Genomic DNA, 23697 nt, shown 5'->3' with positions numbered 1-23697 from the left:
GATGAGCGCCCGGCCGGCCCTGCCGCCGACCGGGCGCCCGACCCCCTGGGGGTGCGGCTGGAGCCGCTACAGCCGCTGCCAGAGGGCCGGTACGTTCGGCGGCTCCCAGCCGGTGATGGCGGTGTGCCCCTGGAGGCAGCGGTAGGAGGCGCCGGCGTAGGTGACGCGGTCGCCCGCGTTGTAGAGCGTGCCGGCGGTCCAGGTGCCGCCGGGCGGGGTGGTCGGGGGCGGGGTGGTGGGCGAGCTGGGGTTCGGACTGGTCGGCGGCGTGGTGGGCGTCTGCGGCACGTTCAGGACGAAGTCGTAGGTGCCCTCCTTCGCCGAGCCGATCTGGCGGACGTTCATCAGCAGCCGCGCGTCGTAGATGGTGTCGGTGCTGTTGCGCGGCTCGCCGGGGAAGTAGAGCTGGGTGGTGAGCACCGGGCGGCCGGGCGCCTGGAGCTTGACGTGGATGTGCCGGGTGCGGCCCGGGTACAGGCCCGGCACGATGGTGGTGAGGGTGAACGCACCCTGGGTGTTGGTGAACTGGTGACCGCGGAAGGCGAAGCCGGTGTTGTCGTAGGCGCCGTTGACGTCGGCCTGCCAGAAGTCGAGCAGCACGCCGGAGATCGGCAGGCAGGCCCGGCCGAAGACGTAGCCGCTCACGGTGAGCCGGGTGCCGGGTGTGCTGTCGGTGATCAGCGAGGTCCGCAGCGGGGAGTTCGGCTTGAAGTAGGGGCCCTCGGTCTGCTCGATCGTCGGTTCGTCGCCGTCGTGGCAGGCGGGGGTGAGGCCGGGTGCCTCGCCGGTGCCGACCCGGTCGCGGGCCAGCGCGACGCCGCCGCCGATCAGCAGCGGGGCGGTGCCGAGCACCGCGGCCGCCTTGAGGACGGTCTTGCGGCTGATCCGGCGGTCGATCAGGCCCTCCGGCCGGGTGGGCTCTTCGGACGCGGGCATGGGCCGACTCCTTCGGTGTGTGGGTGTGGGGGTTGGGGTGTGGGGGTGTGGGCGGCCCTTGTCATGGTGGGGGCATGACAAGGACCGCGCCGGCGGCCCACCCGTTCCGTACGGGTCGGCCACCGGTGGCCAGCAGTCAACCTACGGGGCCTCCGGAGCCCCCGCGATGGACGTGATCCGGGGATCGTGGTGATTTCCTCCGACCCGGGCCCGGAACTCCCCCGGCGTCATCCCGGTCTCCCGCCGGAAGAAGCGGCAGAAGTACGCCGGATCGCCGAATCCGGCCTCCCGGGAGACCTGGCGGATGGTCAGCTCGGTGGAGGCCAGCAGCCGTTTGGCCTCCAGCGTCTGCCGCTGTCGGATCAGCCGGCCCGGCGTGCAGCCGGTGGCCTGCTTCACCAGGGTCTGCAGATGGCCCGGCGAGACGCCCAGCTCCTGGGCGCAGGAGGCCACCGAGCGGTGCAGCCCGCCCGGGTCGGCGACCAGCCTGGCGAAGGCGGCGGCCAGTTCGCTCACCCGGCCGGGCGCCGCACCGTCCGTGCCCGGCGCGCAGGCGCGCAGCGCCCGGACGATCAGGATGTGCAGGCTGGCCCGCAGCACCCCCGGGTAGCCGGCCGGCCGTGTCCGGTACTCCAACTCCATGTCGGCCAGCAACGCGGCGATCGGCCCGGCGTGTTCACCCAGGGCCAGGGCCGGCCGGGCCGACAGGCCGCGGAGCGCGGCGAGGTCCTCGGGATGGGAGAGCAGGAAGTCCTCGTTGAAGAGGACGACCTGGCCGGTCAGGTCGTCCGCGTCGGCCCAGTAGTGCACCTGGCCGGGCGCGATCACGCACAACTGCGGTGGCTGCAGCGTCCGGTGGACCAGGTCCAGGACATGGGCGCCGTGGCCGCCGGTGACGTAGACGATCTCGTAGAAGGAGTGCCGGTGGGGGAAGCCCGCGCGGGAGAGCGGGCCGATGGCATCGAAGCTGCCGATCGCGAACGGGAGCAGATGCGGCAGTGGGACCTGTAAGCGATGCAGCGGCAGGTCCAGGTGGGGGGTGGTCCGTCGCTCGTCCATCGGAGCAGTCTGGGGCCGAGCCGCCGTAGCGGTCCAGACCATTGCAGACGGGGCCGGGCCGGCGGGCCATGGACGGCCCGGCCCAGGCTGCACGGCGGCGTGAGGCGGTGGCACGCATCGCAACCCGCTACGAGAGGACCGCGACCATCCAGCTGGCCGGACTCCACTCCGGTCCGCCCGCTGACCCGGGGAGGGTGCTCGGGGTGTGAGCACGAAGGCCCGTAGTACCGCGTCAGGCAGCCGTCGCCCCGTCGCGGCCCCTAGATGGGCGGCCAGGGGATGGACGGCCAGTCCTGCGACGGCAGCGGGTGGCGGCCGGTGCGCAGCAGCTCGGCCACCCGGGCGCGGGTGGCGGTCAGCTCGGCGGCGGTCAGATGCGGGGCGAGCCGTTCGCCGAGTGCGCCGTCCAGCTGCTCGGCGAGCCCGCCCAGCACCTCCAGCGCCTCCTTCGGCAGCGGCTGATCGGCCCAGCCCCAGAGCAGGGTTCGCAGTTTGCCCTCGGTGTTGAAGGTGACGCCGTGGTCGATGCCGTAGATCCGGCCGTCGGCGGCGGCGATCAGGTGACCGCCCTTGCGGTCGGCGTTGTTGAGCACCGCGTCCAGCACGGCGAGCCGGCGCAGCCGCTCGTCGTCGGGGTGCACCAGCAGAGCCGTCCGCCCGCCGCCGACCTCGGCGCGCACGATCGGCAGCCAGCCGTCCTCCGGTCCGCGCGGGTCCTGCAGGGCGAGCAGCGGATCGGCGTCCGGGTCGGGCTCCACCCAGAGCTGCACCATGCCGGGCCCGTGCGGGCCGTCACGCAGCACGGTGGGCGGGATCGACGCCCAGCCGGTGGCGGCGGCGACCTCGTACGCGGCGACCTCGCGGCCGGCCAGCGTGCCGTCCGGGAAGTCCCAGAGCGGGCGTTCACCGGCCACCGGCTTGTAGACGGCCTGTGCCGTCGGCCCGTCCGGCCCGTCCGGCCCGCCCAGGGTGACACTGCAGTACAGCGCGGCGTTGGAGGCGTCGGTGAGCCGGCCGTGGACCGTCAGCGCGCCCTCGCGCAGCAGACGCAGCGCGGTCGGCACGTCGGCGGCCAGGGCGGCGCCGGCCGCCGGGTCCGACTGCGGCGCGGTCTCGGTGTTCAGCGCCGGTACCCGTTCGCGCGCGGGCACAGGTGGCCCTCCGGGTCGAGCGGCAGGTTGCAGAACGGGCAGGGCTTGCGCCCGGCCGCGACGAGGTCCAGCGCCCGCTTGGCGAACACCCTGGCCATCGCGCCGGAGAGCCGCACCCGCAGCATGTCGGGGCCGTTCTCGTCGTCCTCGAAGACGGTCTCGGCGGCGCCCTCGGCCGCTTCCTCCTCCTCGATCACCGCCTGCGCCTCGACGACCAGGCAGTTGTCGATGCTGTCCCAGGCCAGGGCCATGGTGCCGACCCGGAACTCCTGTTCCAGCGGCAGGTCCAGCGGCGCGGTGTCGAGCAGGTCGACCGGGGCGGCGGCGGGGATCACCGAGTCGCCGCCGCTGCGCCGCAGGGCCTCGTCGAGGACCTCCTCGATCCGCTCGGCGAGCGCGGCGACCTGGGTCTTCTCCAGCAGCACGCTGGTGATCCGCCCCCGGGCGCTGGCCTGCAGGTAGAACGCCCGGGCGCCGGGCTGGCCGACGGTGCCCGCGACGAACCGTTCGGGCTGGTCGTAGAAGAAGACCTGACGGGGCACGCTCTCGCTCCGGATCGTTTCGATCGTCGTATGTCGGGTGGCTCGGGTGTATCGGGTGGGTCGTGTGGTGCCGTGCTGTCGTACGTCTGCGGATCTGTGTCGTCTGTCTGTCGTACTGGTTCGGACGCTCGGACAACCGGACCGTCCGGGCGCCGCCGGCCGGACACCGGTGGGCCGGGTCTCGGCAGGCTCGCTAGTCACCCTACGACCTCCGGGCCCGGCCCGGGGAGCCGAGCCGGTGACGGGTCCGACGGCGGGGGTGAGCCGGTCAGCGGCAGGGCCCGGGGCCGTGGCGGCTCCGCGCGAGCGTCGCCGGCGCCGTGGGGGCCGTCGGTCAGGCCGTGCCGCCGACCACCGCGTCCCCGGCCGGGGTCGCGTCCCCGTCCCCGTGACCGCCGCGGGATGGCCTGGGCGCGAGCGAGGTGAGGTCGCCGGTGTCGCCCATTCTCAGCACGAAGGGACGCTGCGGGGTGTAGCGGATCGCGGTGACCGAGCAGGGCTCGACGCTGATCCGCTGGAAGTGGTCGAGGTGCAGGCCGAGTGCGTCGGCCACCACCACCTTGATCACGTCACCGTGCGAGCACGCGACCCAGACCGCGTCCTCGCCGTGCTCGGCGGCGATCTTGGCGTTCCACTCGCGGACCGCGTTCACCGTGCGGTGGCTCAGCTCGCGCAGGGATTCGCCGCCGGGGAAGGCCGCGGCCGCCGGGTGGTCCTGGACGGTGCGCCAGAGCGGTTCCTTGGCCAGCTCGGCGAGCGGACGGCCGGTCCACTCGCCGTAGTGGCACTCCCCGAGGCGCTCGTCCTCGGCGAGTGCCGCGAGTTCGGGGCGGACGGCGAGCAGCGGCTCCAGGGTCTGCCGGCAGCGATCCAGTGGGCTGCTGACGGCCTGCACCAGCGGGACGGCGGCGAGCCGGCCGGCCAGCGCGGCGGCCTGCTCGCGCCCGGTGTCGTCGAGGTCCACTCCGGGTGTCCAACCGGCCAGGATTCCGGCGGTGTTCGCGGTGGATCGGCCGTGGCGGACGAGCAGCAGCGTGGGCATGGGGTCAGCGTAAGGCCTCACGGGCGGGCTGTGGGGACCGGATTCCGTCGCCGTCCGGTCCCGCCGTCCGGTCCCGCCGGCCGGCTGGCCGGTCCGGCGCCGTGGGGCTCCCCCGATCGAGTGGGTGGCCTTGGGCCGTCGTCGCGGCGGCCGGTGTGCCCGCGTCCCGGTGGCCGGTGTGCCCGCGTCGTGGCCGTCGAGGGGCCAGAATGGCCCGCATGATCGTCCATTGCGCCATCTACCGTGACGGCCGCCGGATCGAGGGGCCCGAGGACCACACCGGCGCCCTCGCCGCCGCGCGGGCGGCCGGCAAGGGCAGCTTCGTGTGGATAGGCCTCTTCGAGCCGACCGTCGAGGAACTCGACCAGGTCAGCGAGGAGTTCTCGCTGCACCCGCTGGCCGTCGAGGATGCCGTCCGCGCCCATCAGCGCCCGAAGGTGGAGGCCTACCAGGGCTCGCTGTTCGTCGCGCTCAAGACGCTCGGCTACCACCCCGGCGGACACGCGGTGACCAGCGGCGAGGTGATGGTCTTCGTGGGCGAGGACTTCGTGATGACGGTCCGGCACGGCACCGACAGCCCGCTCGGCGACCTCCGGGAGGACCTGGAGCGACAGCCCGAGCTGCTGCGGTACGGGCCGAGCGCCGTCCTGCACTCGGTCTGCGACACGGTGGTGGACGGGTACGTCGACGTGGCCGTCGGGCTCCAGGCCGACCTCGACGAGCTGGAGGCCGACGTGTTCGCCCCCACCCGGGTCGGCCGCGACACTGCTGGCCGGATCTACGGCTACAAGCGCCAGCTGGTGACCGTCCGCCGGGCCACCGCGCCGCTGCTGGACCCGATGCTGCGGCTGGAGCGCGGCGGCGTGCCGTTCGTGCGCCCCGAGGCGCTGCCGTACCTGCGGGACGTCGCCGACCACCTCGCCAAGGCCAACGACCAGGTCGAGGGCATGGACCGGCTGCTCTCCGACATCCTGAGCGCCAACCTGGCGCAGGTCAGCGTGCAGCAGAACAACGACATGCGGAAGATCTCGGCGTGGGCGGCGCTGGCCGCCGTACCGACCATGATCGCGGGCGTGTACGGGATGAACTTCGAGCACATGCCCGAGCTGCACCAGCCCTGGGGCTACCCGGCGGCGGTGGCACTGATGGTGACGGTCTGCGTGGTGCTGCACCGGGTGTTCAAGCGGCACGACTGGCTGTAGGGCGGGGCGCGGGCCGGGGCCCGCGCCCCGCGAGCGCCCGGATCACGCCAGCCCGGCACGCTCCATCGCCTCGACGCCGGTGCGCAGCGCCCGGACCCGCTCCTCCAGGGTGAAGCCGGCCGGCGCCAGGGTGAGCGTGGTGACGCCTGCGTCGGCGTAGGCCTGCATCCGGTCCGCGATCCGGGCGGTGTCGCCGACCAGCGAGGTGGCGTCGATCAGGTCGTGCGGCACGGCGGCCGCGGCGCCCTCGTAGTCCCGGGCCAGGTACTTCTCCTGGATCTCGTCCGCCGCCTGCTCGTAGCCCATCCGCCGGGCGAGCTGGTTGTAGAAGTTCTTCTCCTTGCTGCCCATGCCGCCGATGTAGAGGGCGGCGTAGGAGCGCTGGGAGTCGACCCCGGCCTTGATGTCGTCGCCGACCGCGATGGTGACGGTCGGGCAGAGGTCGAAGCCCTCGTCCAGGGTCTGCCCGGTCTTGGCCCGGCCGGACCGCAGCGGGTCGAGGGAGAGCGCGGCGTGCTCGGGCGAGAAGAAGATGCCGAGCCAGCCGTCGGCGATCTCGCCGGTCTGCTCCAGGTTCTTCGGCCCGATCGCGGCGATGTACAGCGGGATGTGCTCGCGCACGGGGTGCACGGTGAGCTTGATCGGCTTGCCGGGCCCACCGGGCAGCGGCAGCGTCCAGTTCGCGCCCTCGTGGACCAGCCGCTCGCGGGACATCGCCTTGCGGATGATCTCCACGTACTCGCGGGTGCGGGCCAGCGGCTTGTCGAACTTCACGCCGTACCAGCCCTCGGAGACCTGCGGGCCGGAGACGCCCAGGCCGAGCCGGAAGCGCCCGCCCGAGAGGGTGTCCAGGGTGGCCGCCGTCATCGCGGTCATCGTCGGCGTACGGGCCGGGATCTGGAAGATGGCCGAGCCGACGTCGATCCGCTCGGTCTTGGCGGCGACGTACGCCAGCACGGTGGCCGCGTCCGAGCCGTAGGCCTCGGCGGCCCAGCAGACCGAGTAGCCGAGCCGGTCCGCCTCCTGGGCGACGGCGGTGTTGTCGGCGTCCATACCGAGTCCCCAGTAGCCGAGGTTGATACCGAGTCGCATCTGCCATGCCTTCCAGTCGGGTTGTCCGTGAGGGTAACCGCAGGTCCGGCGGCAATGCTACTGGCCGGTAGCTGTGGGCTGGGCCACATCCCGATCGGCCGGTCGGGTGGTGATCGTTCTGCGGGTCTGCACACCTGCCCGGGCACCGGCCGCTACGCTCAGCCGACGTGGGGACGCCTCTCCCCACCTGCGCGTTTGCCGGACCCCGCCGATACCGCCGGTTCCGTCGCACCACCGGTGCGGACGGCGCGGGCCGCGTGGCGCAGGCGTTACCGACAGTGCGAGCGGTTTCAGCGGTTTGAGTGGTTTCAGCGGTTTCAGCAGGACGAGCGGTCCCAGCGGCTCCGGTGGGACGAGCGGTATCAGCGGTACAAGCGGTGTTGTCGGCCAGTGGAGGGCCCGTCCGATGGAAAAGCGTCACCTCGGCCGTACCGGGCTACAGGTCTCCCGGCTCGGTCTCGGCACCATGACCTGGGGCCGCGACACCGACGAGCACGAGGCCGCCGCCCAGCTCAAGGAGTTCGTCGACGCGGGCGGCAACCTCGTCGACACCGCCGACGTCTACGGCGACGGCGGCGCCGAGTACCTGCTCTCCCGGCTGACCGACAACCTGATCCCCCGTTCCGAACTGGTCATCGCCACCAAGGCGGGCAGCGTCCCCGACTCCCCCCGCCGCTTCGACGGCTCGCGCGGGCACCTGCTCGCCGCCCTCGACGCCTCGCTGCGTCGGCTCGGCACGGACTTCGTCGACCTCTGGCAGGTGCACGCCTTCGACCCGGCGACCCCGGTCGAGGAGACGCTCAGCGCCCTGGACATCGCCGTCGCCTCCGGACGCGCCCGGTACGTCGGCGTCTGCGACTACAGCGGGTGGCAACTCGCGCGGGCCGCCACCTGGCAGCGCGCCCACCACGGCCGGGTGCCGCTGGCCGGTGCCCAGCTGGAGTACTCGCTGCTCCAGCGCGGCCTCGAACGGGAGGCGCTGCCCGCCGCCGAGGAAGCGGGCGTCGGGCTGCTCGCCTCCTCGCCGCTCGGCCGCGGCGTGCTCACCGGGAAGTACCGGCACGGCGTCCCGCAGGATTCGCGCGGCGCCTCCCCGTACCTGTCCGGCTTCGTCCAGCCGTACCTCGGAGAGCGCTCGCGCCGGATCGTGGACGCCGTCGCCACCGCCGCCGACGGGCTGGCCAGCAGCCCGCTCGCGGTCGCGCTCGCCTGGGTGCGGGACCGGCCGGGCGTGGCGAGCGCACTGGTCGGGGCCCGGACGGTGGCGCAGCTGCAGTCGGCGCTGTCAGTGGAGGCGCTTACGCTTCCGGGTGAGATCCGCGGTGCGCTCGACGACATCTCGTCGCCGGTCCACCGCTATCCGGACCAGGGGTGGAGCGAGCTCTAGGGGTTGGCACCGCCGCCCGGTGCGGCCGGATCTCGACGACCGATGACCGATGACCGACAGCTGCTGACGACCGACGGCCGACGACCACGTGACCGGCCGGGCCCGGGCCTGATCCGGCCCCGACCACGCCGACCGCGCGTACCGCGGTGGCGGCCGCGAACCGGCCGCTGCCCCGGGCACGGCACGGGCGGCGGAGCCCCAGCAGTGGAGTGACCTTTTGGAGCGAACGATGAGTGACACGGAGAACGGCGCTCCGGAGGAGACCTCGGCGGCCCCGGGTACGGACAGCCCCGACAAGGCGGCCGCCGTCGCGGCGCTGGCGGAGGCGATCCGGGTGGTCGGGCAGCAGTCGGGCCGCCCGGCAGGCGCTCCGGCCGCCGGGGGCACCCGCGCCCCGGGCACGGCGCAGGCGCCGGCCGGGGAGGCGGGCGGTCCTGCCGCACCGGCCTCCCCCGAGCCGGACGAACAGCGCGCGCAGGCCCTGCGGGCCACCGCCGAGGTGCTCGCCGCGGGCGGCGCACCCACCGACCTCGCGCCCGCCGCCGTGGCCGCGTTCGGCGACGCCGCCGCCGAGGAGCTGCGCGCCGACCCGTGGGCCGTGCTGACCCTGCCCGGCGTCCGCCCCGAGCATGCGGACGGGTTCGCCCGCGGGCTGCTCGGCCCCGCCGCCGGCCCGGGCGACCCGCGCCGGGCCCAGGCGCTGGTGCCGTGGCTGCTGGAGCAGGCCGCCCTGCGCGGCCACTCCGCCGTGGAGATCGGCGAGGTGACGGCCGGGCTCGACCGGCTCGGCCTGCCGGACCCGGCCGCCGCACTGCAGTCCGCCGTGGTCGACGGCCGGGCGATGCCCTTCCAGGAGGAGCTGACCGGCGCCGAGGCGCACAGCGCGGGCGGCGACAAGAACGACGAGCCGCCGACCCGCACCGTGCTCGCGCTGGAGCGGCTCGCGCTGGCGGAGGAAAGTCTGGCCGACGGGCTGGTCCGCCTGATGTCCACCTTCGTCCCCGGGGTGGACGTCGCCGAGGAGGACGGCGACGGCGACGGCAGCGACGAACCCGCCGTGGAGGGCGCGCCGGCCGAGGGCGCTGTGGAGGACGCGGCCGAGGACGGCCTCGATGCTGCGGGTACGCCCGCCGCCCCCGGCCCGACCGCGTGGGAGGCGGCGGCCGTCGCGGCGCCGTCCTCCTCGGCGACCGCTCTCGTCCGGGCCGTCGCGCAGAGCGCCCTGGTCACCCATACGGGTGGCGAGGCGGCGCGCGCCGAGCCGGTCGCCCTGGTGCGCGCCGCCGCCGGCCTCGGCCTGCGCGCCTGGGCCGCCACCTGGACCGAGCAGGGCCGGGACGCCGTCGCCGCGCTCGCCGACGGCCCGGTGTCCGTCGCCACCCTGGCCGAGCTGCTGTCCGGTACGGCCGGCCCCGGCCGGTCCTCCGACGGCACGCTCGCCCTCGACCTCCTGGTCGTGCTCGACGCACCGCTGCTGGACGTCGAGCTGGCCGCCACCCTCCTGGAGTCGCTCGCCGACGGCACCCGGCTGGTCCTGAGCGGCGACCCGGGTCAGCTCTGGTCGGCCGGCCCGGGCCGGTTCTTCGCCGACCTGCTGGCCGCCAAGGTCTGCCCCTCCGTGGCCTCCCGCACCCCGGACTTCGGTCCGATCGGCGAACTGGTCTCCGGCATCGGGATCGGCGAGCTCCAGCCGGTGGAGGCGCCGGACAAGGAGGTGGTCATCCTGACCGCCAAGGACAGCGGCGAGGCCGTCCACCGCGCGATCCAGCTGCTCACCGACTCCATCCCGCGCGCGCTCGGCATCCCCGCCGAGCAGGTGGTGCTGCTGACCCCCGGCCACGGCGGCGCCGCCGGCACCCGGGCGCTGAACGCCGCCGCGAAGGCCCGCCTCAACCCCGGCTCGGGCCGCTTCGGCGGATTCGACCCGGGCGACCGGGTGGTGGACTCCCCCGCCCCCGGTGTCGTCCGCCCCGCCCGGGTGGTCGACGGCGACGCCACCGGCCTGCACCTGGAGTACCCGGACGGCTCGCGCCGCAGCGTCCCGCCCGCCGAGGCCGGCCGGCTGCGGCACGGCTGGGCACTGACCGTCCACCAGGCGGTCGGCCGCCGCTGGCCGGGCGCGGTCGTCGTCCTCCCCGAGGACGCAGGCACCGCCCTCACCCGCCAGTGGGTCTACACCGCGTTCGGCCGCGGCGAGCGTCACCTCTCGGTGGTCCACGCCGCCGGGCCCGCCCTCCCCCAGGCCGTCGCCGAGCGCCCGGCCGCGGCCCGCACCACCCGGCTGCGGGCGATCCTCGCCGAGAACGCCGCCCAGGCCTACTAGCGCCTGTCCGGCACCCGGGTGGTCCGGTCGGCGAGGCGCTTCGCCGACCGGACCACCCCGGGGGCTGCCCGGCCGGCACTGTCAGGGGGGGGCGGTCTACCGTGCTCCCAGGCCACCACTCGTGGCCCCGCTACGGGCAAGGGGAGACCAATGACCACACTCGAAGACCGCCCGCACACCGCGCTGCTCGTCATCGACGTCCAGAACGGCGTCGTCGAGGGAGCGCACGAACGCGACGCGGTCGTCGCCAACATCGGCCGACTGGTCGCGAAGGCCCGCCGCGAACTGGTCCCGGTCGTCTGGGTCCAGCACTCCGACGCGGACCTCGTGCGGGAGAGCGACGGCTGGCGGATCGTCCCCGAGCTGGCTCCGGGCGACACCGAGCCGCTGGTCGGGAAGAACTACGGCGACTCCTTCGAGGACACCACCCTGGAGACGGTGCTGTCGGGCCTCGGCGTCGGCCGGCTCGTCGTCGTCGGCGCCCAGACCGACCAGTGCATCCGCTCGACCCTGCACGGCGCCCTCGTCCGGGGCTACGACGCGATCCTGGTCCGTGACGCCCACACCACCGAGGACCAGACCGCCTGGGGTGCGCCGCCGCCGGCCCAGGTCATCGCCCACACCAACCTGTACTGGACGTACCAGACGGCGCCCGGGCGGACGGCCGGGACGGTCGCCACCGAGGACGTCGATTTCGGCGCCGCGTCCTGACATCCGCACCACGCGGGCGGACGGGCGGATAGGCGGACGGGCGGGCGGATAGGCGGGCGGCGGGCAGGCCGGCAGCGTTCGGGGAGCGCGTCGAGGCACTGGCCACCCTGCTCTCGCGCCCCCGAGTCGCTCCCCGACAGGAAACGTCCGAAACCATGCGCTCGCGGCAGCGTCTCCGCGCCGCCGCCGCACTCGGGCTCGCCGGCCCGCTCTTCACCGCGGTGGCGGTCTCCGCCGCGCGCCCGCCGTCGCGGATCACCCGGCCGCCGAGCTCCCGGTCAGGCCACCGCCCTGCCGCCCGGGGGCAGGGAGCGGGCGGCAGGGCGGGACGACACAGGGCCAGGTCAGTCGTCCGGGTCCTCGTCGTCGTAGACCTCGCTGACGTCGAACCGGCAGATCAGCAGTTGCGGGTCCGCGTGCTCGAACGGCTCCGGCAGCCACTCCCCCGGCTCGGTCGGCTCCGCGGCGGCGACCCAGAGCGTGGAGTCACCCTCCTCCAGGCCGAACTCCTCGCTCCGGGCGGCGATCTCGTCCGGCTCGTACTCACCGAACAGCACACCGATGGCCGCGTTCACCTCGCCCGCCGCGCCCCCGCCGGGGGTCAGCGTGTCGTCCAGCCGCTCGGCCTGGGCGCGCAGCCGCTTCGGGTCGACGACGTGGTAGTCGCGGCGGATCAGCACGCTGATCGCCTCGGGCTGCTCGGGGCCGTGGTACCCGCCCGGCCCCTCGTCCCCGGGGACCTCGAACGGGGTGACCTCGTCGTAGACCTCGTAGAGGAGTTGGTCGTAGGCGATGGCCGCCGTCGCGAGCTGCTCGTAGGCGGCGAACACAGCGGGATCGTCCGCTGCGCTGGGGCTTGACACCGCTTCCAGATGACGGTCGATGGCGGCCTTGACCGCCTCGGCGGCGGCGCGTACCTCGGCAATGGTGGGCTGCGCGGCATCAGACATGGTGCAGACGCTATCTCCCCGCGGTGTCGGTACGCACAGCGGTTGTCACCTACACCCGCGATTTCACCGCAACTTCCCCCCTGATGTCCGATCCGCGTGGTTCTGTACTCGCGCACGCCCGCGCAGGGCGCAGGTATCCGGCGCCGCCGGGCCGTTCGCCCACGGCTTCCGCGAGCTGCGATCGGGGTATCCCGTCCACAGTGGAAGCTGAACTGATGCACTGTCAGCAGCGCGGGTGGAGGGCCTGCCGGAAGGGCGGCCGAAAATACCCGGGCCCGTTGTCGGAGGCAGGCCGTAGGCTTGCCCGCAGGTGTCCCTCAGGAGGAGCGTTTTGACCCCACCGAAGCCGGTCCGGCAGCCGGAGTACGAGTACCAGTCCTTGCGCATGCCGCGCGGCACCTCCCGCAACGCGGCGCGCCAACTGCTCACCGACCATGCCGAATACGGGCATTGGGAGTTGGACAGACTGCGGCTGTTCCCGGACGGAAGCCGAACGGTGCTGCTGCGGCGGCGGATCATCCGGCAGGTCCGGAGCTGGTGACGCGCCCCGCGCGCTGATCGGTTCGGACCCCCCGCGCGCCCCCGGCTCCTCACCCGTCGGATCGGTACATGACCGCGCGTGCGCCGCGCCCCGCGCGGCCCTGCGTGCTGCGCAGGTCCGTGGGCCGTCCTCGTGGGCGCCCGCTGTCGTCGCAGCGCGGCCTCCGGCGCCCGCGACCGTCCGTTCGATGTCCGACCGACGGCCGCGGGCACACGGCTCACCCCACTGGGGCCCGCACCGCGCCTACCGAGGCACGTGCCGCACCCGGCCCGCCCGGGATCCGGCGGCAGCACGGGTGCCGACTCAGGCGGCGATCCCCTCCGGCGACCACCTCACCCGGCGCGGAGACGCCTCGCCGGGCGTGCGGCCTCCACTCAGCGTGCGCCGGCGCGGGCGCGGCGGTAGAGCACGCCTCCACCGAGCAGCAGCGCGAGGCCGGCCGCACCGAGCAGCTCGGTGCCACCCGCGCCGGTCGAGGCCAGCTGGCCGCCCCCGGCCGTCTCGGGGGCGGCCGTGCGCGCCGACGCCGGTACGGCCTGACCGCTCTGCCCACCGCCGGCCGCGGTGGTCCCCGTGGGGGCGCTCGTACCGGTGGTCTTCGCCGGGGTGGTGGCGGCCGGGGTGGTAGCGGCCGGGGTGGTAGCGGCCGGGGTGGTAGCGGCCGGGGTGGTGGCGGAGGGGCCGCCCGTCCCGTGCTCCTCGGGGCAGTCCTCGTCCGGCTGGGCGGGCGGGGGCGACACGGCCGGGCCCTCGTTCCCGCAGGCGTTCCCGAAGGCCGGGTTGCCGACGCCGACCACGTCGACGGAGTTGCCACAGGCGTTGACCGGGACGTGCACGGGCGCCTGGACGCTGTTGCCGGAGGCCACCCCAGGCGAGCCGGCCGCCGAGCCGGAGGCGGAGGCGCCCGAGGCGCTCTGGCCGGCGCCGGCGCCGGGGTGCCCGCTGACGTTGGCGCAGTGGTTGCCGTACGCCGGGTTCAGCACGCCGATCACGTCGACGGTGTTATCGCAGGCGTTGATCGGCACCTCGACCGGCACCTGCACCGAGTTCCCGGAGGCCACGCCCGGCGAACCGACGGCGCCCCCCTGCGCCTCGGCGCCCGCGTAGGCGTAGCCGGCGGTCGAGGCCAGGACACTGCCGGTGGCCATAGCCGTGAGGAGCCCCTTCTTGGCTACATTCCTCATTATTTCCCCTGACGTATCGAGACGACGTGATGACCTACTGAATATCGGAATTTCCGAACAACGAGCAAGGTCTTCGAGTGCACAGGGGACAACGAGGCGCAAGCGGAGAGGTTGAGCCGAACGAACCCACTTCACCCGATCGAGCGACACGGCGCCGAAAGGTTGCCACCGGGCCGCTTGCACGCCGCCGAGCGGCTCCGGACACACAAGCGCCCCCGGTGTGGCGCGTCCGCCACCCGGGGGCCAAGTGAGTCGATCCGATGATCAGCCCGTCGACCTGTCAGCCGGTGGAACACCGGCCGGTCGACCCGTCGACCGATCACACGGTCATCGCGTGCTCAGCGAGCGGCGCGGCTCAGAAGTTGGCGCAGTGGTTGCCGAACGCCGGGTTCAGCACGCCGATCACGCTGACGGTGTTGCCGCAGAGGTTCACCGGGATGTGCACGGGAATCTGCACCTGGTTGCCCGCGACCACGCCCGGGGAGCCGGCGGCCACACCGTCGGCGGCGGCGCCGCCGTGGGCGGACGCGACACCCGCGACGGCCAGCACCAGGCCACCGGTGGCAGCGGCAACAGCGGCGATCTTCTTGACCTTCATCATTCCTCCTGTATGAGCAACGCAACCCGTTCGGCGGGCTGCATAGGAGTGAACGACGGTGTGGCAAACGGGGTACGGAGACTCTTCTCCATTCACCCGCAACGGTGATGACTCGCACAGGCAGTCGATCAGTGGACTCCAGCAGAATCGTTTCTCTCGATCTCCATTTCACTGTCCCAAATCATTAGCTCGGACAATGCGGGCGGCCCGCCCCCGGACTCCCGGGAGCGGGCCGCGGTCCCACGTGGCGGGACGGTCGTTCAGCAGGCGTCGATGAAGCGGTCCAGCACCCGCACGCCGAACTTGAGCCCGTCCACCGGCACCCGCTCGTCCACACCGTGGAACATCCCGGCGAAGTCCAGCTCCGGCGGCAGCCGCAGCGGCGCGAAGCCGAAGCAGCGGATGCCGAGGTCCTGGAACGACTTGGCGTCCGTCCCGCCGGAGAGGCAGTACGGCACGGCGCGCGCGATCGGGTCCTCGGCCTGCAGCGCGCTCTGCATCGCCTCGACCAGGGCGCCGTCGAAGCTGGTCTCGATCGCCTTGTCCGAGTGCAGGCTCTCGCGCTTCACGCGCGGGCCCAGCACGCTGTCCAGCTCGGCCAGGAACTCCTCCTCGTAGCCGGGCAGGAAGCGCCCGTCCACATGGGCGGTCGCCTGCCCGGGGATCACGTTCACCTTGTAGCCGGCGCCGAGCATCGTCGGCTGGGCGGTGTTGCGCAGCGTGGTGCCGATCATCTTGGCGATGCCGCCCAGCACCCGCAGCGTCTCGTCCATGTTCTCCGGGTCGAGCCGCACGCCGAGCGCGTCCGACAGCTCGTCCAGGAAGGCGCGGACGGTCTTGGTGATCCGCAGCGGGAAGGTGTGCCGCCCGAGCCGGGCCACCGCCTCGCACAGCTCGGTGATGGCGTTGTCGTCGTTCTCCATCGACCCGTGCCCGGCCCGGCCCTCGACCGTGAGCCGCATCCAGTGCATGCCCTTCTCGGCCGTTTCCACCAGGTAGAGCCGCACCTGGTCGTTGACGGTGAACGAGAAACCACCGACCTCGCCGATGCCCTCCGTCACCCCTTCGAAGAGGTCCGGGTGCTCGTCCACCAGGTACCGGGCGCCGTACGTGCCGCCCGCCTCCTCGTCCGCCACGAAGGCCAGCACCAGGTCGCGCGGGGGCTTGCGCCCGGTCCGCAGCCGGTCGCGCACGACGGCCAGCGTCATCGCGTCCATGTCCTTCATGTCGACCGCGCCGCGCCCCCAGACGCACCCGTCCGCGATCTCGCCGGAGAACGGGTCGTGCGTCCAGTCCGCCGCCTTGGCCGGCACGACGTCGGTGTGCCCGTGGATCAGCAGGCCCGGGCGCGAACGGTCCTCGCCCTCGATCCGGACCACCGTCGAGGCCCGCCCCTTGGCGGACTCGAAGATCTGCGGCTCGATACCGAACTCCGCGAGCTGCTCCGCCACGTACTCGGCGGCCTTGCGCTCGCCCGGGCCCGAGCCGTCACCGTAGTTGCTGGTGTCGATCCGGATCAGGTCGCGACAGATCTCGGCGACCTCCGACTCGGCCGTCACCTTCGGCGCCACCGCCCGCCCCGCCGCCGACTCGCTCCGCTCGCTCACGGTCACTCCTCGTCTCAGCCCCGCACCGACGCGCCAGCGCGCCACCCCCGGGACCTGCACCCGGGCCGTACGAGCACGTCCGCCCATCCTCCCCCAGCCCCTCACCCGTATCCACCCCGCAGGGTCCCCGGAAACGGCGCGAAACCCCCTGGTCACACCCCCGCCACAGAGCTCCCCTTGCCCTGGTCACCGCCCCCGCCCACCGGTCCACAGCCGTTTTGGGAGCTCAAGCCGATCTTTGCTACAGTTACATCTGTCAGCGCGGCCGACGAGGCCGAAGAGACAACACCCGGTCCGGGTGGCGGAATGGCAGACGCGCTAGCTTGAGGTGCTAGTGCCCTTTATCGGGCGTGGGGGTTCAAGTCCCCCCTCGGACACAGCAGGATCGTCGACGCGGTCGGCGAGAGCAATGCGGGTCAGGAGCAATCCTGACCCGCATTTTGCGTTGCGCGGGGTCCTACGACAGTGCGGGGCCCGGCCACCCGGATCCGTCCCCGACCACGTCGCGCTTCCCCTCCACCCCGGCGGCGGCCACCACCGCCACCGGTGGACGCGTAGGCTCGTCGCGACTGTAAGTGGACCAGGGTTCAGGGGGTTAGTGAGCGGGACGGAGCGACGGCTACCTCCACTACGAGCGGGGCGGCAACCGGCCGGTGTCGCATTGCTGAACATGACGACCGGAGCCAATGGCAAGGACGGCGTGGACGCATGCACCTCGCAGAGCCGTGCGCCAGGGCACTGGGCGCGCATCGTTCACATGTCGGGCCGTGATCCGGCCACGGCGCCCGCAGGGCTGGACCTGCGTCTCAACCCAGTGAGCCCGACATCGCTCGCCTTCCCCCTCCGGGATCTCCGGCGAGCTGCCGAAGGCCCGCGCACCCCGGGCTGAGGAACATCGACCTCCCGGGGTGGCCCCGGAGGATCTCCGGGGCCACCCCGGAGACGGGTGGAACTCAGCGACCTCGACCACGTGGCGCCGGGGCGGGCGAAGGCGGCTCCCAACCGTCGCGGGCCTTCTCCCGCAGTTCGGAGACGCTCGCTGCTATTGCCCGCGAACCGGGGACGAGGTGCCCCGACCACCCGCCTTCGGTGTCGGTGGACAACTCGGCCAAGGCCAGTGACGGCTGTAGCCCACGGGTCTTGGCCTCCCGCAGCCTTCCGTACCAGTACCTGCTGCCATTCATCGCGATGGCGCCAGCGGCGAGCCTTCCTTCCCAGCCGGCGGCGTCGTCGGCGTCGCAGGCCCACAGGTAACCAAGGATGCCGTTGGCCTCGTTGGCGACCGCCACGTACTCGACGGGCTTGTCGGTCCGGAAGGTGTAGTCGACTGGCCCGCCCTCTACCAACCGCATTTGCATGTCTTCGCCGAGGAGGTGACTTCCCCCGTCCTCACTCATCGATCAGCCCTTTCACCGGGGAAGAACCTCCCCGTAGATGTGCCATTTCCCGTCCTTGTGCACCAAGCCGACGTTACTCAAAGTCACCCACCGACCTCAGAGCGATTCAGCCTGTCGCACGCCCGTACACGAAGTGAGGGCTCGCTGCGACCGGGTGGGCCAGGGGGCGCCTCGGAACGGATCTGCGCAGGTGGCGGGGCGTTTAGGGGGCTCGGATACCATGAGTCGATGAACGAGAACCTGCCTCCGTGCCCCCGCTGCTCCAGTGAGTACACCTACGCGATGGACGCGCTGATGGTCTGCCCGGAGTGCGGGAACGAATGGACGCCTGCCGAGAGTGACGGCCCCGACGGGGTTGCCGCCGGGGATCGGGTGATCAAAGACGCTGTCGGGAACGTGCTGAACGACGGCGACACGGTGACGGTCGTCAAGGCGCTCAAGGTCAAGGGCAGCCCCTCGGGGATCAAGGCGGGCACCAAGGTGCGCAACATCCGCCTGGTCGACGGCGTCGACGGGCACGACATCGACTGCAAGATCGACGGATTCGGCCCGATGCAGCTCAAGTCGAGCGTGGTCAAGAAGGCCTGAGCGGTCACAGGCCGTGCTCGTCGAGGATCGTCAGGAGCTTGCGCCTGCGCCGCTGCTCGGCCTTCAGGGCCGCGAGGTCGTCCGCGAACGCCGCCTCCGTTCCCAGGGCCCGGTGGCAGGCCCGGGCTTCGAGCAGCAGCCGGGCCATCTCCCGGTAGGGGCCGTCGCCGGTGAGCGGCTTGAGCCGCTCGATCGCCCGGCGGTACCCCTCCAGCGCCTCGGCGTCCCGGCCGGCGCCGCCGCGGCCGAGCTGGGCCGGCAGGGGTGACTTGAGGCCGCGCTCTGCCTTGGCGAGTTGCCCCATCAGGTGCTTCTCGGCCCAGCCGGACGGATTGCGCCGGCTCGCCTCCTCCGCCCTCTCCCGGACCCGTCGCAGGCCCGGTCCGCCGAGGAGGTCGCGGTAGTCGCCCAGTTCGGCCTCCAGCAGGTGGTCGTGGTCGCCCAGCAGCCGGTCGACCAACCACTCGGCCAGCTCGGTCCGGTCCGGCGGCGCTGCCCGGCACGCCTCCATGTGGGCCTCGTCGAGATCGGCGGCGACACCGCCGACGCACCCGGCGGAGTCGTCGATCCGGTCGTAGGAGCGGCCGAGCAGCCTGATCGCCTCCCGGGCCAGGGCGACCGCCTGCTCGGCCTGCCCCTCCGCCGTCAGGGCGCGGACGGCTGCCACCGCCTCGCCGGCCTGGAGCGCGTAGGCCTGGGCGTCCGCGTACTCGACGTAGCCGTACCGGCTGAAGCGGCCGACCGCGAGCAGATCGGCGATCCGGGCCCGTAGTTGGGCGGGATCGGCCTGGGCGGTCGCGGCCCGGAGTTCCAGGCGGCGGCGCAGGCTCCGGTCACCGTCCATCAGTTCGCGCACCAGGAGCAGCAGGTCCTCCCGCGAGCGCGAGTCGAGCCAGGACGCCAGGGCGCCGGCCCGGGCCCTCCCCTCGGCCTTGAGCCGGGGCAGCTCGTGCCACTTCTCCAGCACCACCAGGCCCACCGCGACGCAGTGCTTGCAGAAGTTGCCGTCGAGTCCGTAGGGACAGTCGCACTCGCCCGACAGCCCGTACTCCTCGTCCACCTCCAGCACGACCTCGTAGGCCTCGGTGCCGCTCACGACGGCGGTGAACCGCTGTGCCCCGACGTCGAGTTCGGCGACCGCGTCCCGGTAGCCCAGACCTCGTTCGAAGGAGCGCGGCCCGGCCAGCCCGCTCAGGTCGTCCTCGGTGAATCCGGCGCTGCTCGTCACCCCGTCATTCAAGCAAACCGCAGCGGCCGACCGACGGGCTTCGGCCCGTCAACGGGCCGTCCAGACGGGGCAGGCCGGGTGGTGGCGGTGGGTGCGGATGATGGTGCCGCCGAGCGAACGGTGTTCGGTGGTGGAGACGGCGCAGCAGCGCGGTGTCGCGGTGGCGGAGACGGGAGCGGTGGCCGAGACGGGGGCGGGAGCGGGGCAGCGTGGGGACACCGGCGTGGTCGGACCGGGCACGGTGGACGGGGCGGAGGTGTGCGGCGGGGCCGGCGTCCGGTGCGGGGCGGCCGGGCGGCGGCGCCGACGGCGGGGAGTGGAAGTGGTCACGCAGCGAGGTTGCCCCGGCCGCGGCCGGTGAATCCGGGGCTCACCCGGATGGGCGACCGCGGGCGGGGCCAGGAGCGGCGACCGGGAGCCGGGACGGCCCGGGCCGCCTTCAGAAAGTGATCGTCCGGCCTTCGGCGGCGGCCTGGCGGGCGGTGTAGGCGACACCGTGGACCTTGAGCCCGCTGGGGTCCAGGAGGGTGATGCCTCCGCCGTGGTTGCCGAGCGTGAAACCGTCGGCGGCGTGGACGGTGAGGGCGGTGCCGGCGGCCAGCGGCACGGCAGGCAGGGCGAGGCGCGCCTTGGACTGGTCGACGAGGTGCCATCCGGTCAGGTCGACCGCTGCGGCCGAGCTGTTGAGGACGGTGACGGTCTCCTCCTCGGGTGCCGGACCGATCGGGTTGACCAGGGCGGCGACGATCCGCAGCGGGGCGTCGTGGCCGGTCGGGTCGGTCGGACGGGGCGGCGTGCCCGGCAGGGGCTGGCCGGTGGTGTCGTCGGTGTGCCAGGCCTGGGACTGGAAGGCGAGGAAGACCGCGACCCAGCGGTTCTCGGCCGGCAGGTGGATCAGTAGGCCGCCGTCCTGGTAGACGCCGTTGTCGGAGTGGAACCGGCCGCTGTTGCCCTGGTTCATGTGGATGTCGTGGACGCCGTTGCCGGGCCGGAAGCCGAACACCTTGTCGGGGACGCCCGGTTCCGGGCCGAATCGCTGGCCGATCACGTAGACGGCGGCGGCCGGGTCGTTGATCGCGCGCCCCACGTAGTGGTCCAGCAGATCGGCGAGGTCGTTGTCGGCGCCCGGGAGGCCGGGCGGCAGGACGCGCAGCGCGGCCGGGTCGAAGAGGTTGCCGCGGATGAAGTCCAGCGCGGCGGTGCCGGGCTTCGAGGACAGGTCGGTCCAGCCGCCGCCGGCGGCCGGGAGCAGCCCGGTGAGCGGGTGCCGGAAGTCGTCGACGACGATGTGGAGCAGCTCGGACGGGGCCTGCTGGGACTCGACGTTGACCGCCGCCCGGTAGTCGGTGCCGGCCGCGTCGCGGAGGTGGATCTGGTAGTGCGGGGTGTCGGTGCTGTCCTCACGGCGCCGGTCGACAGCGGTGGCGGCGAGCACGCCGTAGTTCTTGAGGGGCATGGATGAGGTGTCCTTCGGAGGGTTCGGTGGCGGGAACGCACTCCGTTGTCCCGTACCCGGGGCGCCCGGCGCCGGCGAATCGACGGATGTTCACCTGTTGTCCGCCCGAACCGGCTGCCGGAACGCCGGCGGCCACGAAGGCCGGCCACCGGGGGGCGGCCGGCTCACCCTCCCGTCGGTCGAGCGGCCTCGGCCGGTGCCGGGCCGCCGGGCCGCGCGACCGCCCGGCGCCGGCCGAGCGCGTGGAGCGTCTCGGCGACGACGAAGGCCGTCACCGAGGCGACGATCAGCAGCGGCATCGCGTTCGCGGAGTCGGCGCCGAGCAGTACCGACGCGAGCACGGTGCTGGTGACCGGCAACCGGGTGACCGCGGCGCCGGAGGCGGCGAGGCCGGCGGCCAGGCCCGAGGTGTAGCCGAAGCCGGGCAGCGAGCCGCAGGCCACCCCGACGGCCGCGCCGATCAGGAGCGCCGGGAAGATCGGGCCACCGCGCAGGCTGCCCAGCGCGATGCCCCAGCCGAGCGCCTTGCAGAGCGCCAGCGCCAGCAGCGCACCGACCGGCCAGGACGCCGGGTCGGCGGCCAGGTTGGCGAGGGTGATCTGCCCGGAGAGCGCGGCCTCCTCCGGCGAGCGCCCGGTGAGCAGCGCGTACGCGCAGATGCAGGCGCCGACCGCGACGGCGCACAGCACCGTCCGGACGGCCGTCGCCCGCACGGTCGGCGCGGGCCGGTCCGGCCGGCCGGTGACGTACCCCTTGACCTGCGCGCCGAGGGAGCGGCCGGTCACGCAGACCGCCGCGACCACGACCGCGACCGGGATGCCCCAGAGGAAGTCGCCCGCATCGGGAACGGTGGACGCGGGCACCGAGGGCAGCGAGAGGGCGCCGATCGACAGCCCGGTCCAGTGGCCGAAGCCGGTGAACACCAGCGCGCCGATGCCGCTCGCCAGCAGGCACGGCAGGATCAGCGCCGTCAGCTGCGGGCCGCCGAGCCCGGCCGCTTCGATGATCAGCACGGCGGCGACCAGCGGGCTGCCGAAGATGGTGGAGATCGCCGCCGCCGAGCCGGCCGCGCCGAGCACCGGTCCCAGCTGGGGCTTGGCGGCCAGCCAGACGGACCGGACGGCGAGCAGGGCGAGGCCGCTGCCCAGGCCCATCAGCGGCGCCTCGGGACCGAGCACGACACCGAGCGGCAGACAGGCCAGGGCCGCCAGCACCACCCCGGGCACGGCCTTCGGCAGGATGGGCGGGCCGCCGAGTCCGTCCACCGGGATGTGGCCGCCCCGGCCCGGCATCCAGGTGACGACCGGGACGAGCAGCAGCCCGGCGAGCAGCAGCGCGGGCAGCGGCCACCACCAGGGCGCGCGGTCCAGGCCGAGCGCGTCCGGGAGGCTCTCCCAGACCCAGTGCTGGAGTTCGTGTTCCAGGCTGACGAAGCCGAACGCGGCCAGCGAGACCGGGATGCCGACGAGGGCCGAGATCAGCAGGAGGGCCAGGTAGCCCTTCTTCAGCAGCAGCGCGCGCACGGCGTCGGGGCCGCTGCTCCGCTGCCCGGCCTGCTCAGGCATGCCCGCTCCTCCGCGCTCCCCGGAGCCGGCCGCTGCCCGGTCCCGTCCTGGGACCGAGTCTCGCCCGGGGCCCCGGCGCCCGCGCCCCGGCACGGCGCGCCCCCGGGAGGGTTGCGCCGTACGGGTGAGCGGTCGTCAGGACCCGGTCCGACGGCCCCCGGAGTCGGCCGCCGAGGCCCCGCGGGCGCGCGGACGGGGCCCGGCAGGCGCGCCGGGCGGCCGCACGCGGGCGGGCGAGTCACGCCTGCGGGACCTGCCGGGACTCCTCCAGCGCGCTCTCGATCCCCTGCACCATCCGCCAGAGCGGCGCCCGGCGGCTGGCGACCAGCACCACGACGTCGTCCGCCTCGGTCCCGCCGTCCGCCGTGCCCTCGGCCGGCCGGTCGCTCCAGGTGCCGGTGACGAAGGCCATCGCCGCGTCCACCTCGGTGATCCAGTCGCTCTCGCCGCCGGAGCGCAGCCAGGTGCGCAGCGCGTGGTTGTGCGCGGAGACCACCGCGGCCGCGATCACGTCGGCGCGCAGCGCCCCGTCGGGCCGCTCGGCGAAACGCCCGCGCAGGTAGTGCGCGAGCATGTGCTCGTAGCGCCAGACCACCGACAGCTCGTACGCGCGCAGGCCGGGCACCTTGCGGGTGAGCCGGTAGCGCTGGACGGAGAAGGACGGCTGCTCGGCGTACATCCGCAGGACGAGGCGGGCGGCGTCGCAGGCGTGCCGGACCGGGTCCTCCTCACCGGTGCCGGACTCCAGGAACTCCGTCATCTCGGCGAGGCTGCGCTCGTGGTCGGGGAAGACCACGTCCTCCTTGGCCGGGAAGTAGCGGAAGAAGGAGCGCCGACCGACTCCGGCGAGCGAGACGATGTCGTCGACGGTGGTCTGTTCGAAGCCGCGTTCCAGGAAGAGTTCGAAGGCGGCGGCGACGAGCGCCTCACGCATCGCCGGCTTCGGCGGACCGTCGTTCATGGGCTGGTCCTGCTCTTCCTTCTCGCTCATTCCCGGAACATAGCACCGGCTTCGAACAGCCGAGCCAACGTGTGCGGCGGGGTGCCGGGGTACCCCGCCGGTACCCGCTACGGCAGGTTGCGGGCCATCACGATGCGCTGGACCTGGTTGGTCCCCTCGTAGATCTGCGTGATCTTC

General features: G+C 73.5%; 22 protein-coding genes and 1 tRNA gene. 7 read left to right on the top strand and 16 right to left on the bottom strand.

All coding sequences use genetic code 11. The annotated features are described in order from the left end of the window. Positions 1 to 66: 66 nt before the first annotated feature. From AB0J08_RS04825 to AB0J08_RS04805, 5 genes are all read right to left on the bottom strand, one after another. Positions 67 to 936: a carbohydrate-binding protein gene (locus AB0J08_RS04825; protein WP_360626926.1), complete on the bottom strand. Its 870-nt coding sequence runs from the start codon at positions 934 to 936 to the stop codon at positions 67 to 69. A gap of 141 nt (positions 937 to 1077) precedes the next feature. Continuing rightward, entirely contained in the window at positions 1078 to 1995 is a 918-nt protein-coding gene (locus tag AB0J08_RS04820) for a helix-turn-helix domain-containing protein (protein WP_360626923.1), read from the bottom strand. A gap of 260 nt (positions 1996 to 2255) precedes the next feature. Continuing rightward, positions 2256 to 3047: an SCO1664 family protein gene (locus AB0J08_RS04815; RefSeq protein WP_360627343.1), complete on the bottom strand. Its 792-nt coding sequence runs from the start codon at positions 3045 to 3047 to the stop codon at positions 2256 to 2258. A gap of 68 nt (positions 3048 to 3115) precedes the next feature. Continuing rightward, entirely contained in the window at positions 3116 to 3688 is a 573-nt protein-coding gene (locus tag AB0J08_RS04810) for a DUF3090 family protein (RefSeq protein WP_360626920.1), read from the bottom strand. Between the two features lie 334 nt (positions 3689 to 4022). After that, a complete protein-coding gene (locus AB0J08_RS04805) occupies positions 4023 to 4730 on the bottom strand; it encodes a histidine phosphatase family protein (RefSeq protein ID WP_360626917.1) in 708 nt (235 codons plus the stop codon). A 209-nt stretch (positions 4731 to 4939) separates the two neighbouring features. Here AB0J08_RS04805 and AB0J08_RS04800 point away from each other — a divergent pair, with 209 nt between their 5' ends. Then, positions 4940 to 5932 (top strand): magnesium and cobalt transport protein CorA, encoded by a 993-nt coding sequence (locus AB0J08_RS04800; protein WP_360626914.1) that lies wholly within the window; start codon positions 4940 to 4942, stop codon positions 5930 to 5932. 42 nt (positions 5933 to 5974) lie between these two features. Here AB0J08_RS04800 and AB0J08_RS04795 read toward each other — a convergent pair whose 3' ends face one another. Beyond that, positions 5975 to 7024, bottom strand: a complete 1050-nt coding sequence (locus AB0J08_RS04795; RefSeq protein ID WP_360626911.1) for an LLM class F420-dependent oxidoreductase — start codon at positions 7022 to 7024, stop codon at positions 5975 to 5977. A gap of 406 nt (positions 7025 to 7430) precedes the next feature. Between AB0J08_RS04795 and AB0J08_RS04790 the strand changes: the two genes are divergently transcribed. From AB0J08_RS04790 to AB0J08_RS04780, 3 genes are all read left to right on the top strand, one after another. Further along, on the top strand, positions 7431 to 8411 hold the full coding sequence (locus AB0J08_RS04790) for an aldo/keto reductase (protein WP_360626908.1): 981 nt from the start codon (positions 7431 to 7433) through the stop codon (positions 8409 to 8411). Between the two features lie 229 nt (positions 8412 to 8640). After that, positions 8641 to 10734 (top strand): helix-hairpin-helix domain-containing protein, encoded by a 2094-nt coding sequence (locus AB0J08_RS04785; protein ID WP_360626905.1) that lies wholly within the window; start codon positions 8641 to 8643, stop codon positions 10732 to 10734. Between the two features lie 150 nt (positions 10735 to 10884). Further along, positions 10885 to 11445, top strand: a complete 561-nt coding sequence (locus AB0J08_RS04780; RefSeq protein WP_360626902.1) for a cysteine hydrolase family protein — start codon at positions 10885 to 10887, stop codon at positions 11443 to 11445. Positions 11446 to 11789: 344 nt separating this feature from the next. On the opposite strand, the gene AB0J08_RS04775 is transcribed toward AB0J08_RS04780, so the two are convergent. Further along, positions 11790 to 12395: a hypothetical protein gene (locus AB0J08_RS04775; protein WP_360626899.1), complete on the bottom strand. Its 606-nt coding sequence runs from the start codon at positions 12393 to 12395 to the stop codon at positions 11790 to 11792. Positions 12396 to 12726: 331 nt separating this feature from the next. On the opposite strand from AB0J08_RS04775, the gene AB0J08_RS04770 reads away from it, so the two are divergent. Next, positions 12727 to 12936 (top strand): DUF5703 family protein, encoded by a 210-nt coding sequence (locus AB0J08_RS04770; protein ID WP_037846781.1) that lies wholly within the window; start codon positions 12727 to 12729, stop codon positions 12934 to 12936. Positions 12937 to 13310: 374 nt separating this feature from the next. On the opposite strand, the gene AB0J08_RS04765 is transcribed toward AB0J08_RS04770, so the two are convergent. The 3 genes from AB0J08_RS04765 to AB0J08_RS04755 all read right to left on the bottom strand — a co-directional run bounded on the left by AB0J08_RS04765 (position 13311) and on the right by AB0J08_RS04755 (position 16325). Next, positions 13311 to 14084 (bottom strand): chaplin, encoded by a 774-nt coding sequence (locus tag AB0J08_RS04765; protein ID WP_360626897.1) that lies wholly within the window; start codon positions 14082 to 14084, stop codon positions 13311 to 13313. A gap of 391 nt (positions 14085 to 14475) precedes the next feature. Then, positions 14476 to 14721 carry a chaplin gene (locus tag AB0J08_RS04760; RefSeq protein ID WP_360626895.1) on the bottom strand — a complete coding sequence of 82 codons (246 nt, stop codon included), beginning with the start codon at positions 14719 to 14721 and terminating at the stop codon, positions 14476 to 14478. A gap of 257 nt (positions 14722 to 14978) precedes the next feature. After that, positions 14979 to 16325, bottom strand: coding sequence for a M20/M25/M40 family metallo-hydrolase (locus AB0J08_RS04755; protein ID WP_360626892.1), 1347 nt, complete (start codon positions 16323 to 16325; stop codon positions 14979 to 14981). Between the two features lie 292 nt (positions 16326 to 16617). Between AB0J08_RS04755 and AB0J08_RS04750 the strand changes: the two genes are divergently transcribed. Beyond that, a tRNA-Leu gene (locus AB0J08_RS04750) sits at positions 16618 to 16702 on the top strand. 576 nt (positions 16703 to 17278) lie between these two features. Here the strand turns inward: AB0J08_RS04750 and AB0J08_RS04745 are convergent. Further along, positions 17279 to 17722: a hypothetical protein gene (locus AB0J08_RS04745; protein WP_360626889.1), complete on the bottom strand. Its 444-nt coding sequence runs from the start codon at positions 17720 to 17722 to the stop codon at positions 17279 to 17281. A 228-nt stretch (positions 17723 to 17950) separates the two neighbouring features. On the opposite strand from AB0J08_RS04745, the gene AB0J08_RS04740 reads away from it, so the two are divergent. Beyond that, positions 17951 to 18310 carry a zinc ribbon domain-containing protein YjdM gene (locus AB0J08_RS04740; protein WP_360626886.1) on the top strand — a complete coding sequence of 120 codons (360 nt, stop codon included), beginning with the start codon at positions 17951 to 17953 and terminating at the stop codon, positions 18308 to 18310. Between the two features lie 4 nt (positions 18311 to 18314). On the opposite strand, the gene AB0J08_RS04735 is transcribed toward AB0J08_RS04740, so the two are convergent. The 5 genes from AB0J08_RS04735 to AB0J08_RS04715 all read right to left on the bottom strand — a co-directional run bounded on the left by AB0J08_RS04735 (position 18315) and on the right by AB0J08_RS04715 (position 23493). Further along, complete coding sequence (locus AB0J08_RS04735; protein ID WP_360626883.1) at positions 18315 to 19538, bottom strand: hypothetical protein; 1224 nt, start codon at positions 19536 to 19538, stop codon at positions 18315 to 18317. A gap of 48 nt (positions 19539 to 19586) precedes the next feature. Next, positions 19587 to 19868: a hypothetical protein gene (locus AB0J08_RS04730; RefSeq protein ID WP_360626880.1), complete on the bottom strand. Its 282-nt coding sequence runs from the start codon at positions 19866 to 19868 to the stop codon at positions 19587 to 19589. 109 nt (positions 19869 to 19977) lie between these two features. After that, a complete protein-coding gene (locus tag AB0J08_RS04725) occupies positions 19978 to 20994 on the bottom strand; it encodes a DUF2278 family protein (protein ID WP_360626877.1) in 1017 nt (338 codons plus the stop codon). Positions 20995 to 21158: 164 nt separating this feature from the next. Continuing rightward, positions 21159 to 22559, bottom strand: coding sequence for a chloride channel protein (locus AB0J08_RS04720; RefSeq protein WP_360626874.1), 1401 nt, complete (start codon positions 22557 to 22559; stop codon positions 21159 to 21161). Between the two features lie 238 nt (positions 22560 to 22797). Beyond that, positions 22798 to 23493, bottom strand: coding sequence for a TetR family transcriptional regulator (locus tag AB0J08_RS04715; RefSeq protein ID WP_360627340.1), 696 nt, complete (start codon positions 23491 to 23493; stop codon positions 22798 to 22800). Positions 23494 to 23697 lie beyond the last annotated feature (204 nt).

This window comes from Kitasatospora sp. NPDC050463, from assembly GCF_040655255.1.
Taxonomy (GTDB): Bacteria; Actinomycetota; Actinomycetes; order Streptomycetales; family Streptomycetaceae; genus Kitasatospora.
The sequence above is the reverse complement of the archived record's forward strand: the minus strand, read 5'-3'. Positions and strand labels throughout refer to the sequence as shown.

Excerpts from the sequence above, each read along its gene's own strand:
- AB0J08_RS04825 (WP_360626926.1), bottom strand. The coding sequence starts at position 936 with ATGCCCGCGTCCGAAGAGCCCACCCGGCCGGAGGGCCTGATCGACCGC.
- AB0J08_RS04820 (WP_360626923.1), bottom strand. The coding sequence starts at position 1,995 with ATGGACGAGCGACGGACCACCCCCCACCTGGACCTGCCGCTGCATCGC.
- AB0J08_RS04805 (WP_360626917.1), bottom strand. The coding sequence starts at position 4,730 with ATGCCCACGCTGCTGCTCGTCCGCCACGGCCGATCCACCGCGAACACC.
- AB0J08_RS04800 (WP_360626914.1), top strand. The coding sequence starts at position 4,940 with ATGGCCCGCATGATCGTCCATTGCGCCATCTACCGTGACGGCCGCCGG.
- AB0J08_RS04795 (WP_360626911.1), bottom strand. The coding sequence starts at position 7,024 with ATGCGACTCGGTATCAACCTCGGCTACTGGGGACTCGGTATGGACGCC.
- AB0J08_RS04790 (WP_360626908.1), top strand. The coding sequence starts at position 7,431 with ATGGAAAAGCGTCACCTCGGCCGTACCGGGCTACAGGTCTCCCGGCTC.
- AB0J08_RS04785 (WP_360626905.1), top strand. The coding sequence starts at position 8,641 with ATGAGTGACACGGAGAACGGCGCTCCGGAGGAGACCTCGGCGGCCCCG.
- AB0J08_RS04780 (WP_360626902.1), top strand. The coding sequence starts at position 10,885 with ATGACCACACTCGAAGACCGCCCGCACACCGCGCTGCTCGTCATCGAC.
- AB0J08_RS04775 (WP_360626899.1), bottom strand. The coding sequence starts at position 12,395 with ATGTCTGATGCCGCGCAGCCCACCATTGCCGAGGTACGCGCCGCCGCC.
- AB0J08_RS04765 (WP_360626897.1), bottom strand. The coding sequence starts at position 14,084 with ATGGCCACCGGCAGTGTCCTGGCCTCGACCGCCGGCTACGCCTACGCG.
- AB0J08_RS04760 (WP_360626895.1), bottom strand. The coding sequence starts at position 14,721 with ATGATGAAGGTCAAGAAGATCGCCGCTGTTGCCGCTGCCACCGGTGGC.
- AB0J08_RS04745 (WP_360626889.1), bottom strand. The coding sequence starts at position 17,722 with ATGAGTGAGGACGGGGGAAGTCACCTCCTCGGCGAAGACATGCAAATG.
- AB0J08_RS04740 (WP_360626886.1), top strand. The coding sequence starts at position 17,951 with ATGAACGAGAACCTGCCTCCGTGCCCCCGCTGCTCCAGTGAGTACACC.
- AB0J08_RS04725 (WP_360626877.1), bottom strand. The coding sequence starts at position 20,994 with ATGCCCCTCAAGAACTACGGCGTGCTCGCCGCCACCGCTGTCGACCGG.
- AB0J08_RS04720 (WP_360626874.1), bottom strand. The coding sequence starts at position 22,559 with ATGCCTGAGCAGGCCGGGCAGCGGAGCAGCGGCCCCGACGCCGTGCGC.
- AB0J08_RS04715 (WP_360627340.1), bottom strand. The coding sequence starts at position 23,493 with ATGCGTGAGGCGCTCGTCGCCGCCGCCTTCGAACTCTTCCTGGAACGC.